Source organism: Methylonatrum kenyense (genome assembly GCF_023195885.1).
GTDB lineage: Bacteria > Pseudomonadota > Gammaproteobacteria > Nitrococcales > Aquisalimonadaceae > Methylonatrum > Methylonatrum kenyense.
Map to the genome: position 1 here is coordinate 350,562 of NZ_JALPKO010000001.1, position 13,050 is coordinate 363,611.

Here is a 13,050-nt window from a genome sequence, read left to right on the forward strand (position 1 = left end):
ACCACCGCCATCAGCGACCAACCAGCAGGAGACCGCCGGCTGCGATAGCGAGAATCGCCATCAGGGTGCCTAAGCCGTCAAAGCTCAGACCGACCAGAGTCGTAAGCCCGTGCAGGATCAGCCAGATGGCCAGCAACAGCAGCCCTGCACTCTGGATTCGGCGCATCAGTCAGCCTCCATGCCCGCGTGGCCGCGGCGGCGGTTGACGGCGCGCACAACCGTCCAGGTAATGGACACCGCAGCAACCGGCCAGGCGGCCCAGCGGAGCGCCTGATCGACCGCCATGCCGTTGGCTAGCTGCGCTTCCGGCCAAAACAGGCGCACGAGCATGGCAGCACTGAGCACGGAAAAAGTCACCACCAGCGCCAGGTAATAGGGTTGCCGGCGCTTCAGCCCGAGTATCGCGAAGACGACCAGATGGATCAGGAATATCGGCAGCAGGACGCCTGTTATCAACATGCTGAGATCCTGTACGGATGAACGAAGCCGGGCAGTGTACCGGACGCGGCCCACGGTGGTCAGCGACGAACGGACCAGCGCATCGTTCAGTCTGCAACGGCGCCATACTTGCCGGAACGGAAATCGGCGAAGGCCTGTTCGATTTCCTCGCGGCTGTTCATCACGAACGGACCGTAGCCGGCCACCGGCTCGTCCAGCGGCTCGCCGCTGAGCAGCAGCAGACTGGCTTCGGAATTCGCCTCGACGCGCAGCCCCTCGCCTTCCGCCGGCAGCGCGGCGACGGCGCCCTTGCGCAGGGCTTCGCGTTGGTTGAGCTGCACGGTGCCGTCGAGCACCACCAGCAGGGTGTTGTGCCCTTCCGGGGCGGGCAGGTCCACCGCGGCTCCGGCGCGCAGGCGCACATCCCAGACATTCATCGGGCTGAATGTGCTGGCCGGGCCCTGGTTTTCCAGGTACTGACCGGCAATGACGCGCAGTCGGCCGGCGTCATCCGGTAATGCGACATCAGGGATTTCGCTGGTCAGCAGCGTCTGGTAGGCCGCCGGTGCCGATTTGTCACGGGCCGGCAGGTTGACCCAGAGCTGCGCCATTTCCAGGGTGCCGCCCTTGGCGGTGAAATTCCGCGAGTGGAATTCCTCGTGCACGATGCCGGCGCCGGCGGTCATCCACTGCACATCACCCGGACCGATGCGGCCGCCGGCGCCGGTGGAATCGCGATGTTCCAGCTCGCCCTGGTAGACGATGGTGACGGTTTCGAAGCCACGGTGCGGATGCTGCCCCACGCCGCGGGGCCGGTCAGCGGGCGGAAAGTGGACGGGACCGGCATGATCCAGCATCAGGAACGGACTGATCCGCGCCGCGCCCATGCGGTCATAGGACAACAATGACCGGACCGGGAATCCGTCACCGACCCAGTGTCCGGCGGGTGCACCGTACACTGCCTGAATCGCTTTCATGGCCACCTCGGATATTTATTTGGGTTCAAAGATGTTGGGGCGAACGCACGGAAAACTACCCTGGCACGGATCAACGGCCACCAGCGACATCGAGCGATGCACCGGACACATAGGAGGCAGCGTCCGACAGTAACCAGAGGATGGCCTCGGCCACCTCCTCCGGCATGCCCAACCGGCCCACCGGGATCCGCTCGCGCACCTGTTGACGGCGGTCGGCCACGCCGGAGGCATTGTGCAGATCCGTGTCGATAAAACCCGGGCGTACCGTATTGACCCTGATCCCCTCCTCGGCGACTTCCAGGGCCAGGCCCCGGGTCAGCGCCTCCAGCGCCGCCTTGGATGCCGCGTAGTCCACATATTCGTGCGCGGAGCCGTGCCTGGCGGCGCCCGAGGACACATTGACGATGGCGCCGCCGGGACCACCATGCCGCGTCGACAATCGGCGGATGGCAGCACCGGCGCAGAGAAAAGCGCTGGTTACATTGGTCGCGAACATGCGCTGCAGCCGCGCCTCGGTCATGTTCTCGACCCGGCGAATCCGATCAATTACACCCGCATTGTTGACCAGCGCCGAAAGCGGGCCGAGCGCCTGCTCGCAGACATCGAACAGCCGCCGCACCGATACCTCGCTGGAGACATCCGCCTGCGCCGCGACGGCCTGTCCGCCAGCCTCCACAATCTCCTGCACGAGCCGGTTCGCACTCTCCGCATCCACTCGATAATTCACGCACACCGCGTAACCACGCGATGCGGCAAGCCGCGCCGTGGCAGCACCGATACCGCGGCCACCACCGGTGATCAGCAGGACTGGATTCATCGACGGTCCCTCGGTCAATACGAAACCGCAGTGCAGGAGCGGGCGCAGGCGTGCGAATAGATGAGTGCTTCCCTAATCTGCCAGTTGGTGATTTTTCATCATCGCACGCAACACCTGGGTGCGGGACAGGGTGCCGACCAGGCGGCCGGTATCATCCAGCACCGGGTAGACCTTGGGCTTCTGGTGGAGCATGTGTTCGGCGATGTCCACGACCGCATCGCCTGGCTGCGCAGTGACCAGATCGCGGCGCATGACGTCCTCGACCTTCGGCGCGCCCTCGGCGTGATAGTTGGAGACCAGCAGGGCCTTCAGACAGTCCTGTTCGGAAACAAAACCCACCACGTGTCCGGCCGTATCGATCACCGGCAAGCCGGTCAGATGGTGGCCGACCAGGGACTCGACCACATCATCCAGCCCCGTCCCCAGCGTAATCGCAAATGGGTGCCGGGCCATGACATCGCGTACCAACAGGCTGCTCATCGTTCCCCCGTCGCGAGTAGCTACGCCGCACACCCCAACTATAGACGGCCGCACCCGAGCGGCTTCCGGAACATCGGCAGAAGGCCGGTGCAGATCGATCCACTGGACCGGTAGCAATCGTCGACGGGGGGAGTTGAACTTCGTTCGCTGCATCGCAACGTCGTGCACCAGGCGCCGGTCGGGCGTGGCAACACGCGCGGCGGCTACCGGACATTTCGAAACCAGGAGGTATTTCATGACCTGGATGACATTGCGCAATGCACTGATGACCTTTCTCGTTGCATTCGGTCTGACCGCCGGCTCCGCCGGCATGGCCATCGCCGAACATCACGGCGACGAGAAGGATCCGGACTACGAGGACGGTGCGCATCCGAGCGAAGCGGATGACTACGAGAAGGACCCTGCCAACCCGCAGGGCTATGGCGACCGGGCTGCCGAATAACCCGGTGACCACCCATTTTGTAATCAGGCGCGGGCCCGGTTTACCGGTCCCGCGTTTTTTCTGCTACGCAATCAAGCAAACCGGTGGTAGCCTGCGAGGCGCGCTACGGCGATGGCCGTGGCACCTTCCGCAACGAAACAACACGTATTGGTCATGCTCCGTGTGACGACACGCTATTGCCGAACGATACTCGTGGTCGCCGCCCTGCTTGGCCTCGCCCCCAGCGGCCATTCGCTTGCAGCCGACGAGGTGTCGATAGACACCATGGAGCAGCGCATCCAGCCCTGCATGGCCTGCCATGCGGAAAAGGGCATCGACCTGCAGGCTGGCTTCGTTCCCAGTCTGCACGGCAAACCGGCCGGCTATCTGTTCAATCAGTTGATGAACTACCGGGATGGACGGCGGGACCATCGCGCCATGGAGTACATGGTGCGCAACCTGTCACCGGATTATCTGCGGGAGATCGCCGAATACTTTGCCGGCCTGGAGGGTGAATACCCGGAACCGGCCGCGGAGCCGTCCAGTGCGGCAATGCGGGATCGCGCCGATGCGCTGATTACCCGCGGCGATCCCGAGCGTGATGTGCCGGCCTGCATTGCCTGCCATGGCGCGCGCCTGACCGGCGCGGAACCGAATACGCCGAGCCTGCTGGCTCTGCCCAGCCATTACGTGGCGGCACAGATGACGTCCTGGCGCTCCGGTCAGCGGCAGGCGGCCGAGCCGGACTGCATGCACACGATCGCCGAACGCCTGAGCTCGGAAGACATTTATGCGCTGGCCCGCGCGCTTGCCGCGCAGGATGTGCCGTCGAATCGAGAGCCCGAATCCGAACCGCTTGGCGATCTGCCGATGGATTGCGGCAGTGTGCCGATGCCGGAGTCCTGAGATGCCGTTTCGTCACCTTGCCACCAGCCTGCTGGGGCTGGCCGCCCTGCTGCTACCGATGGCAGGCACCGCCGAAACCGATGCCGAAGTGATTGCAGAGGGCAAGTACCTGGCCCGCGCCGCCAACTGCATGGGCTGCCATACCGCCCGCGGCGGCGAGGACTTCGCCGGCGGTCACCGCCTGGGGACCGATTTCGGTACCTTCTTCACGCCGAATATCACACCGGACGCGGACACCGGTATCGGCGACTGGACCCGGCAGGAGTTTCGCAAGGCCATGCGCCACGGCCGTCGGCCGGACGGCTCGGCGCTCTACCCGGCCTGCCCCTATACCAGCTTTACCCGGATGAACGACGAGAAAATCGACGCGATCCACGCCTACCTCGCCTCGCTGCCGGCGGTACGGAACGAAATCCGCGAACACAGTCTGAGCTTTCCGGCCTCGGCCCGACCGCTGCAGCGTGCCTGGCAGCGTCTCTACTTCGATGCCGGTGAATTCGAGGCCGACCCGGAGCGCAGTGACACCTGGAACCGCGGCGCTTTCCTGGTGCGCGGTCCGGCACACTGCATGGCCTGCCATGCCGACCGCGACCGCTTCGGCTCTGCCCGAACCGAAAGCCCCCGTGGCGGCCACGTGCAGGGCTGGTATGCACCATCCCTGTATTCCAGCCGGGAAGCCGGCTTGCAGGACTGGCCCGAGGAGGATGCCGTTACCCTGCTGCGCGTCGGCAAATCGGACGGCGGGGTGGTGACCGGCCCGATGGCGGATGTGGTGTACGACAGCCTGCAGCACCTGGGCGAGGACGACATCCGGGCCATGGTGCATTACCTCCAATCACTGCCGGACCGCGATCCCGAGCCGGCGCGGCACCAGCCCGGCATGACGCAACAGCGTTACGATGGCATGCTCAGTCGGGGCAGCGAGATCTACGAGAACCGCTGCATGGACTGCCATGGCCGTTCAGGCGAAGGAAGCGAGGCCGCCGGAGCGCTGGCGGGCAACCGCGCGGTCATGCTGAACGACCCCACCAACGTCATTCAGGTGATCCGCCGCGGCGGCTATGCGCCAAGCACTGCCGGCAACCGGCGGCCCTTCGGCATGCCGCCGTTTCCGGATCTGAACGATGCCGATATCGCTGCGGTGGCCACCTACATCCGGCGCAGCTGGGGCAACGAAGCGAGCCCGGTATCACGATCCACAGTGGAACGCAGCCGTTAGGGAAACACTGAATCTATTCCCGAGTCGGCCGCGGGCTCGCAGACCCAGATCCCCTTCCTTGCGGGCCGGGCTATCGGCTGGCGGCGGCAACGCGGTACCGGTCAGAAAGTCATGCGCGGCGAACGGCAAGGCTCTCCTTCGCCTTGTAGGCGAAACCGACAAGAGAAAGCGTCGGAATCCTGCTACAATGAAATACTTCCAATGTAAGCACGGTCATCAGGACCGCAGGACTATCGCCATAGCCACTCGATTGGGCGGCGAAAACGCGATCGGCGTATTGTGTTCGAGTTTGATCAACGCGGAAAACAGGAGTCAGTGAAATGGACGCAGATGATGTTGGAACCGGTGGTGGGAAGTGCCCAATCATGCACGGCAGCCGCACCAAAAAGGGTAGCCAGGGTACCGGTACCCATGACTGGTGGCCCAATCAGCTGAATCTCGGCATTCTGCACCAGCACCATCCGAAATCCGACCCGATGGGTGGTGATTTCGTCTACGCCGAAGAGTTCAGGAAACTCGATCTGGACGCGGTGAAGAAGGATCTGACGGCGCTGATGACCGAGTCGCAGGAGTGGTGGCCCGCAGACTACGGCCACTACGGTCCGTTCATGATCCGCATGGCCTGGCATGCTGCCGGCACCTACCGTACCGCCGATGGCCGCGGTGGCGCCTCCACCGGCAACCAGCGCTTCGCGCCGATCAACAGCTGGCCGGACAACGGCAACCTGGACAAGGCCCGCCGTCTGCTGTGGCCGATCAAGCAGAAGTACGGCAACAAGCTGTCCTGGGCCGATCTCTACATCCTGGCCGGCAACGTCGCCCTGGACAGCATGGGTTTCAAGACCTTCGGTTTCGGCGGCGGCCGGGAAGACATCTGGGCACCCGAGGAAGACATTTACTGGGGTGCCGAGGACGAATGGCTGGCCACCAGTGACAACCCCAAGAGCCGCTACACCGGCGATCGCGAGCTGGAACATCCGCTCGCCGCGGTGCAGATGGGCCTGATCTACGTCAACCCGGAAGGCCCGGACGGCAACCCGGATCCACTGGCCTCGGCCCAGGATATCCGCGAAACCTTCGCCCGCATGGCCATGAACGATTACGAAACGGTGGCCCTGACCGCCGGTGGCCATACCTTCGGCAAGATGCATGGCGCCGCACCGGACTCGCACCTGGGGCCGGAGCCGGAAGCCGCACCGCTGGAGGAAATGGGCCTTGGCTGGCGCAACAGCCACGGCAAGGGAGTCGGTCGCGACGCGATTACCAGTGGCCTGGAAGGCGCCTGGACGGCGAAACCGACCGAATGGGACATGGGCTACTTCGACGTCCTGCTGGGTTACGAGTGGGAGCTCGGCAAGGGCTCCGGTGGTGGCTGGCAGTGGTATCCGAAAAACCTGAAGGATGCCGATCACGCGCCGGACGCCGAGGACGCCTCACGCAAGGTCAGCATCACCATGACCACGGCCGACATGGCCATGCGCGAGGACCCGGAATACCGGAGGATTTCCGAGCACTTCCACAAGAACCCGGAAGAGTTTGCCGATGCCTTTGCCCGCGCCTGGTTCAAGCTGACCCACCGCGACATGGGGCCGAAGGTCCGCTATTTGGGTCAGGACGTGCCGGCGGAAGACCTGATCTGGCAGGATCCGGTCCCGGCGGTAGATCACGAGTTGGTCAACGATGCCGACGTCAAGGCGCTGAAGGATAAGATCCTGGGCTCCGGCCTCTCGGTTTCGGAACTGGTCAAGGCCGCCTGGGCCTCGGCCTCCACCTATCGGGATTCGGACAAGCGCGGCGGTGCCAACGGCGCCCGTGTTCGCCTGGCCCCGCAGAAGGACTGGGAAGCCAACGAACCCGAGGTGCTGGCCAAGGTGCTGAAGACGCTGGAAGGCATTCAGGCAGAGTTCAACGGCGCCCAGTCCGGCAACAAGAAGGTCTCTCTGGCCGACCTGATCGTGCTTGGCGGCAGTGCTGCCGTTGAAAAGGCAGCCAGTGATGCCGGCCATGACGTGCAGGTACCGTTCGCTCCGGGTCGCACCGATGCCACCGAGGAGCAGACCGATGCCGAGTCGTTCGAGCCGCTGATGCCGGAGGCCGACGGCTTCCGCAACTACCGCCGGACCAAGTTCACGGTGGCCGAGGAGGAACTGCTGGTCGACCGGGCGCAGTTGCTGGCCCTGAGCGCGCCGGAGATGACGGTGCTGGTAGGTGGCATGCGTGTCCTGGGTGCGAATCACGGCGATTCCGGCCACGGCGTGTTCACCGACAAGGTCGGGACGTTGAGCAATGACTTCTTCGTCAACCTGGTGGACATGAACACCGTCTGGCAGCCCACCGACGCGGATCCCGATGTGTTCGAGAGCCGTGATCGCGAGTCCGGGCAGGTGAAGTGGACCGGTACCCGGGTCGACCTGGTATTCGGTTCCAACTCGCAGCTCCGCGCGATCTCCGAGGCCTATGCGCAGGACGATGCCAAGGAGAAGTTCATCAAGGACTTCGTCGCGGCGTGGACCAAGGTGATGAATGCGGATCGCTTCGATCTCGCCTGATCCGTCCGCTGACATGACCGTGCCGTAGGCGCCAAGGCCGCTCCCGGTTCCCGGGTGCGGCCTTTTTTTCGCCGGCCCTTTCACCCTCGGTGGTCCTGTGGTGAGTTATAAATCCCCGTAAAGACACAGCAAGGGAGACCCGGATGCCCCGTCGCAGATACCTGGCCGGTCGCGGCCTGGCCCTGATCCTGGCCGCGACCGGCCTGCCGGCCGGCGAAATCGTCGCCGAACAGAAGACGCAGTACGCCTCCATCCAGGTGGTGAAACTCCAGGGCGGCCTGCAGCACCCCTGGGGCCTGAGCTTCCTGCCCGATGGCCGCAAGCTGATTACCGAACGTACCGGCGGCATGTCGATCATCGACGACGGCGAGCTGATTCCGGTCGACGGCCTGCCGGACCTCGATGTCTATGCCGAAGATGCCTACACCGAGGGCGGCCTGCTGGACGTTGCCGTGCATCCGGAGTTCGAGGATAACGGCTGGATCTATTTCAGCCGTTCACGACTGGCCGATGGCGAGGATCTGGACACGGTGCCGGTGCTGCTGCGGGCGCGGCTGGACGGAAACTCCCTGACCGACATGGAGGAGATCTTCGTCTCCAACGCACCGAATTATCCGGGCCGGCATTACGGCGGCCGGATCGCCTTCCTGGATGATGGCACCCTGCTGATGAGCATCGGCGACCGCGGCAGCTACCCGCCACGGGCGCAGAAAACCTGGGATCACTCCGGCAGCATCATCCGCCTGCATGCTGACGGCAGCGTGCCGGACGACAACCCGTTCCTTAACCAGGACCGCACTGAGCCGGAACTCTTCAGTATCGGTCACCGCAATATCCAGGGGCTGATCCAGGTCCCGGCCACCGGCGAAATCTGGTCCACCGAACACGGGCCCCGCGGCGGCGATGAACTGAACCTGATCGAGCCGGGCAGGAACTATGGCTGGCCGATAGCAACGCTGGGTCGGGCCTATCTGACCGAAGAGGAATTCCCGGATTCCGAGACCCGGCATCGCGAGGGCATGGTGGACCCGAAGCTGGAGTTCATGGGTACGATGGCACCGTCCGGACTCACCGTGGTCAGCGGCGACACGTTCCCCGAATGGGAGGGGAATCTGCTGGCCGGCGCGCTGGCTGGTCAGCGTATCTGGCGGCTGGTGATCGAGGACCAGGCCGTGGTGCACAGCGAGGAGCTCCTGCTCCACGAGATCGGTCGCATTCGCGTCGTTCAGCAGGGCCCGGATGGCAAGCTCTACGTGCTGACCGACCACGAATCGGACGGCGGCTTGTATCGTATCGAGCCGAAATGAGGAAACGGCAAGCAGGAAATCCGAACCGATGAGCAACAACCATGACGTAATCATTGTCGGCGGCGGCATGGTCGGCGCGAGTCTGGCCGCCGCGCTGGGTCAGGCCAACCTCCGGGTTGCGGTGATCGAGAACGGCGACGCGCCCGAGGCCGTTGCCGCCGAAGCCGAATTCGGGCTGCGCATTTCCTCGCTGAACCTGGCGGCGGTACGGCTGCTTGAAGATATCCGCGCCTGGCCGCTGATCCCGGATGCGCGCCGCTGCCGGTTCCGCCGCATCGAGGCCTGGGACGAACATGACAGCCGCGGCATCACCTTTGACGCCGATGCGCTGGACCTGCCCGAATTCGGCTATTTCGTCGAGAACCGGCTGCTTTGCCATGCCGTCTGGCAACGGCTGAAGGCGCTGCCCGCGGTGACGCTCCATACCCGGACGGCTCCGCAGGCCTTGCGGCACAACGGCGACCAAGCCGAACTGGAACTGGCATCGGGCAAGACACTGACGGCCAGTCTGGTCGTCGGCGCCGATGGCGCCAGCTCGACCATCCGGGATCTGGCCCGGATCACCACCGTCGACCACGGCTATCAGCAACGCGCCCTGATCATCAATGTCGCAACCCGCCTGCCGCAGCAGGACGTCAGCTGGCAGCGATTTACGCCGGACGGTCCGCAGGCCATGCTGCCGCTTCCGGGCCACCGGGCCTCGCTGGTCTGGTACGGCAATCCGGAACGCACCCGCGAACGGGAACAGCTCGACGACGAGACCCTGAGGGACACCATCGACAGGGAATTCCCGACACGGCTTGGCGGCGTCGAGGCGGTCCTGGGTCGTGCCAGCTTTCCGATCCGGCGTCGCCACGCGCGGCAATACAGCACGGATCGCACGGTCCTGGTCGGGGACGCCGCTCACGTTATCCATCCGCTTGCCGGCCAGGGACTCAACCTGGGCCTGCAGGATGCAGCCACCCTGGCCAGTGAACTGATCGCCACCACCACCCGCAGCGGCGATCCCGGCGAGCGGCAGGTCCTGGCGCGCTACGCACGGCGCCGCCGGCCCCAGGTGCTGGCCATGATCGCCGCCACCGAGGGTTTCCACCATTTGTTCACAGGCCCCGCGCCACTGCGCATGGTGGGCAATGCCGCCCTCGGTCTGGCCAACCGCGTCACGCCGGGAAAACGGCTGATGATGCGCATCGCACTGGGGCTGTCTCCGGGGTAAGGAAACACGGACCAATGTCGAAATCCCTTACATTTCCCGGGAACACCATTCATAAACGTTAGGATGAATTCATCCTAACTTTCAAAAACCATTAGCTAATCTCAACGCTGGCTCTTTAATTGCAATTCCTCCTCTTTCCGCGGAAAACCGCGGTGCGTTTGGTCACAACGGCTTCACGCAACAGAGGGGGAATACTCATGGCCAGGACAGGTTTAATTACACTCGGCATCAGCATTATCGCAGCGGCATTTTCCGGCACTGCCCTCGCCCAATCGCAAGGCGGTGGCAGTGGAGCCGCCTGTCAGGGTCTGCCGAATCACTCCACGCTCAACGCGGCGTTGGCCGACGCGGTCGCCGCCGAGAGCAGCGGCCTCGATTTCGACATGTGGGCGACTGTCGTGAACCGCGACGGAATCGTCTGCGCCGTGGCCTTCTCGGGCGGTGATCGCGGTGCGCAATGGCCGGGCAGCCGGGTCATTTCCGCTCAAAAGGCCAATACGGCCAATGCCTTCGGCCTGGATCGCCTGGCTCTGTCAACAGCCAATCTGTACTCGGCCGTGCAACCGGGCGGCAGTCTCTACGGACTGCAGCACAGCAATCCCGTGGACGTCCTGATTGCCTACATGGGGAATTCCCGCAATTACGGGCAATCCAACGACCCGATGGTTGGCGGCAAGATCGGGGGCGTAAACGTCTTCGGCGGAGGCCTGGGTCTGTATCGGGAAGGAAGTATTGTTGGCGGTGTTGGCGTCAGTGGCGATACGTCTTGCGCGGACCATATGGTTGCCTGGCGATTGAGAAACAACCTGGGACTCGACCAGCTTGGCACGACCGGCGGTGTGAGCGGCGACCCCGAGCGGCCGGATAACATTATCTATGACATCATGAATGGAACCAGTGCCGGCGGGTTCGGACACCCTGAATGCCTGAACACAGATCTAAACGTGACCGGCCTCCCGCCTGTCAATTCGGACCCGGATTGACGCGCACGCAATAGCCGGGATGCACCGATCGAACTGGAGCGGAAAAAACGGGCCGCCGAATGCGAATCGGCGACCCGTTTTTCATCTTAACCCAACCCGCTGCATCTATCCGTCGACCAAAGAACCACGTCGGCTCATCTGCATCCGGCGTTGCTTGTGACGTGCCCTGGAGCCCTACTGCTGGTCGACGGCATGGTTTACGGCGTCAGCACCGGGCTACCCCGCCTTGCGTGATTGGCCGTCACCGCGCCGCACAGTCGGGCTGGACGTATCCGATTCCGGCTTGGTCGAGCCGTCGGCGGACGGCATGGCACCGTCGCCGATAGCCTGTTCCATGCCGCTCAGCACCTTCATCAGGGCGGGCATGGTACCGTTCTCGAGCCCACGCACACCGTCAAACCACTGCTCCCAGAGACTCGCACGAACATCGATCATCGTTGACAGGGTTTCATTCAACTGTTCGGCCGTCCGCTGAAGTTCCGGCGGCGCCGTCTTCATGTCCGAGGTCAGCTTGCAGCAGCCTTCCACCCACCGCTTCTGCAGAAGCAGGCTATCCTGCACCATCGTGTGCGCCATCCTCAGTCCCTGCTGGAACGTGCGGTCGAATTCCTTTGCCGCCTCGTTGGGATTCAACTCCGCATTGTCGCCGCCCTGTCGCCAGATTCCCCACAGCTTCTCCATCGACCGGTTCATGCTGGTAAATAACGGGAAAGGCGCCTCGAGCGGCGTATTTGTCGCTGTCTTCATCGTATTCTGCCTCGATACAAAAAATCGATGTGTGAAATTGCTTCCGCATCCCACCCCTGGCGGCCTGTGCGGCCACCCAATCTTGTTATCGAACCAACCTTGCTATCGAACGGCCAATGTCCGGCTTTCGGATGGCAACGTCTGTTCGCCAAGCCACATACGCGCGATGTCGACCATACTTGTGTAATAACACCACCGGCCCAGCCGTCACGGTGGCCGACCCTGACAACACGGCACAGGGATGTGGGCAATGACGTCAGCCACCGATGACCCGCGCAGAAACCTGCTGTTCCGCAATCTGCCGGACGACGTCCGGCATCGCCTGCGACCGAAACTGGAGCGGGTGGATCTGGCTCTCGGCAGCGTCCTGCATGAGCAGGGTGTGCGGATGGAACATGTCTACTTCCCGATCAGCGCCATCGTCTCCAAGCTGTATGTCACGCGCAGCGGTGCCTCGGCCGAAATCGCAATCGTCGGCAATGACGGCCTCGTCGGAGTCGCCCTGTACATGGGCGGCGAGACGACAACCAACCGGGCAGTCGTGCAGAGCGCCGGCCTGGCCTATCGCCTTGCGGGCCATTTGCTGAAGAAGGAATTCAGCCGCTCGACGCCCGTCCAGCGCCTGCTACTGCGTTACACGCAGGCTCTGCTGACCCAAATGGCCCAGACCGCGGTCTGTAATCGCCACCACACGGTACGCCAACAACTCTGCCGGTGGCTGTTGATGAGCACCGACCTGCTGTCCGGGGAGGAGTTGTGCATGACCCATGAATTGATCGCGAACATGCTGGGCGTGCGCCGCGAGGGTGTGACCGAGGCCGCGGGCCGTTTGCAGGCGCTGGGGCTGATCCGCTACCGTCGGGGCCGTATCACGATCCTTGATCGGCTGGGCCTGGAAGCCGTCTGCTGCGAATGCTACGAGGTGGTTAAACGGGAATGCGAGCGCCTGGTACCGGACCCTGGCCTGGACTAACCCGATTGGCTGACACC

Annotated in this window: 14 protein-coding genes; 8 read left to right on the forward strand and 6 right to left on the reverse strand. The window is 63.8% G+C overall.

Features of this window, described 5'->3' with window-relative positions; all coding sequences use genetic code 11:
• Positions 1–10: 10 nt before the first annotated feature.
• The 5 genes from M0534_RS01610 to M0534_RS01630 all read right to left on the reverse strand — a co-directional run bounded on the left by M0534_RS01610 (position 11) and on the right by M0534_RS01630 (position 2,712).
• Positions 11–166 (reverse strand): hypothetical protein, encoded by a 156-nt coding sequence (locus M0534_RS01610; RefSeq protein WP_248566655.1) that lies wholly within the window; start codon positions 164–166, stop codon positions 11–13.
• Positions 166–459, reverse strand: a complete 294-nt coding sequence (locus M0534_RS01615; protein WP_248566656.1) for a hypothetical protein — start codon at positions 457–459, stop codon at positions 166–168. The genes M0534_RS01610 and M0534_RS01615 overlap by 1 nt, the downstream gene beginning before the upstream one ends.
• Positions 460–545: 86 nt before the next feature.
• Positions 546–1,415, reverse strand: coding sequence for a pirin family protein (locus M0534_RS01620; RefSeq protein WP_248566657.1), 870 nt, complete (start codon positions 1,413–1,415; stop codon positions 546–548).
• A 70-nt stretch (positions 1,416–1,485) separates the two neighbouring features.
• Positions 1,486–2,232 (reverse strand): SDR family oxidoreductase, encoded by a 747-nt coding sequence (locus M0534_RS01625; RefSeq protein ID WP_248566658.1) that lies wholly within the window; start codon positions 2,230–2,232, stop codon positions 1,486–1,488.
• A gap of 72 nt (positions 2,233–2,304) precedes the next feature.
• Positions 2,305–2,712, reverse strand: coding sequence for a CBS domain-containing protein (locus tag M0534_RS01630; protein WP_248566659.1), 408 nt, complete (start codon positions 2,710–2,712; stop codon positions 2,305–2,307).
• Positions 2,713–2,947: 235 nt separating this feature from the next.
• Here M0534_RS01630 and M0534_RS01635 point away from each other — a divergent pair, with 235 nt between their 5' ends.
• From M0534_RS01635 to M0534_RS01665, 7 genes are all read left to right on the forward strand, one after another.
• Positions 2,948–3,154, forward strand: a complete 207-nt coding sequence (locus M0534_RS01635; protein WP_248566660.1) for a hypothetical protein — start codon at positions 2,948–2,950, stop codon at positions 3,152–3,154.
• A 153-nt stretch (positions 3,155–3,307) separates the two neighbouring features.
• Positions 3,308–4,039, forward strand: coding sequence for a c-type cytochrome (locus M0534_RS01640; RefSeq protein WP_248566661.1), 732 nt, complete (start codon positions 3,308–3,310; stop codon positions 4,037–4,039).
• Position 4,040: 1 nt separating this feature from the next.
• Positions 4,041–5,258 (forward strand): cytochrome c, encoded by a 1,218-nt coding sequence (locus M0534_RS01645; RefSeq protein ID WP_248566662.1) that lies wholly within the window; start codon positions 4,041–4,043, stop codon positions 5,256–5,258.
• A gap of 365 nt (positions 5,259–5,623) precedes the next feature.
• Entirely contained in the window at positions 5,624–7,807 is a 2,184-nt protein-coding gene (gene katG / locus M0534_RS01650; protein ID WP_248566663.1) for a catalase/peroxidase HPI, read from the forward strand.
• 143 nt (positions 7,808–7,950) lie between these two features.
• Positions 7,951–9,114 carry a PQQ-dependent sugar dehydrogenase gene (locus tag M0534_RS01655; protein WP_248566664.1) on the forward strand — a complete coding sequence of 388 codons (1,164 nt, stop codon included), beginning with the start codon at positions 7,951–7,953 and terminating at the stop codon, positions 9,112–9,114.
• A 28-nt stretch (positions 9,115–9,142) separates the two neighbouring features.
• Complete coding sequence (locus tag M0534_RS01660; protein WP_248566665.1) at positions 9,143–10,330, forward strand: UbiH/UbiF/VisC/COQ6 family ubiquinone biosynthesis hydroxylase; 1,188 nt, start codon at positions 9,143–9,145, stop codon at positions 10,328–10,330.
• 197 nt (positions 10,331–10,527) lie between these two features.
• Positions 10,528–11,313 (forward strand): GlcG/HbpS family heme-binding protein, encoded by a 786-nt coding sequence (locus M0534_RS01665; RefSeq protein WP_248566666.1) that lies wholly within the window; start codon positions 10,528–10,530, stop codon positions 11,311–11,313.
• 216 nt (positions 11,314–11,529) lie between these two features.
• Here the strand turns inward: M0534_RS01665 and M0534_RS01670 are convergent, their stop codons facing one another.
• A complete protein-coding gene (locus tag M0534_RS01670) occupies positions 11,530–12,060 on the reverse strand; it encodes a hypothetical protein (protein WP_248566667.1) in 531 nt (176 codons plus the stop codon).
• A gap of 250 nt (positions 12,061–12,310) precedes the next feature.
• On the opposite strand from M0534_RS01670, the gene M0534_RS01675 reads away from it, so the two are divergent.
• Positions 12,311–13,033 (forward strand): Crp/Fnr family transcriptional regulator, encoded by a 723-nt coding sequence (locus tag M0534_RS01675; protein ID WP_248566668.1) that lies wholly within the window; start codon positions 12,311–12,313, stop codon positions 13,031–13,033.
• Positions 13,034–13,050 lie beyond the last annotated feature (17 nt).

Coding starts and splice junctions, on each gene's coding strand:
- M0534_RS01610 (WP_248566655.1), bottom strand. CDS start 166: ATGCGCCGAATCCAGAGTGCAGGGCTGCTGTTGCTGGCCATCTGGCTG.
- M0534_RS01615 (WP_248566656.1), bottom strand. CDS start 459: ATGTTGATAACAGGCGTCCTGCTGCCGATATTCCTGATCCATCTGGTC.
- M0534_RS01620 (WP_248566657.1), bottom strand. CDS start 1,415: ATGAAAGCGATTCAGGCAGTGTACGGTGCACCCGCCGGACACTGGGTC.
- M0534_RS01625 (WP_248566658.1), bottom strand. CDS start 2,232: ATGAATCCAGTCCTGCTGATCACCGGTGGTGGCCGCGGTATCGGTGCT.
- M0534_RS01630 (WP_248566659.1), bottom strand. CDS start 2,712: ATGAGCAGCCTGTTGGTACGCGATGTCATGGCCCGGCACCCATTTGCG.
- M0534_RS01635 (WP_248566660.1), top strand. CDS start 2,948: ATGACCTGGATGACATTGCGCAATGCACTGATGACCTTTCTCGTTGCA.
- M0534_RS01640 (WP_248566661.1), top strand. CDS start 3,308: ATGCTCCGTGTGACGACACGCTATTGCCGAACGATACTCGTGGTCGCC.
- M0534_RS01645 (WP_248566662.1), top strand. CDS start 4,041: ATGCCGTTTCGTCACCTTGCCACCAGCCTGCTGGGGCTGGCCGCCCTG.
- katG (WP_248566663.1), top strand. CDS start 5,624: ATGCACGGCAGCCGCACCAAAAAGGGTAGCCAGGGTACCGGTACCCAT.
- M0534_RS01655 (WP_248566664.1), top strand. CDS start 7,951: ATGCCCCGTCGCAGATACCTGGCCGGTCGCGGCCTGGCCCTGATCCTG.
- M0534_RS01660 (WP_248566665.1), top strand. CDS start 9,143: ATGAGCAACAACCATGACGTAATCATTGTCGGCGGCGGCATGGTCGGC.
- M0534_RS01665 (WP_248566666.1), top strand. CDS start 10,528: ATGGCCAGGACAGGTTTAATTACACTCGGCATCAGCATTATCGCAGCG.
- M0534_RS01670 (WP_248566667.1), bottom strand. CDS start 12,060: ATGAAGACAGCGACAAATACGCCGCTCGAGGCGCCTTTCCCGTTATTT.
- M0534_RS01675 (WP_248566668.1), top strand. CDS start 12,311: ATGACGTCAGCCACCGATGACCCGCGCAGAAACCTGCTGTTCCGCAAT.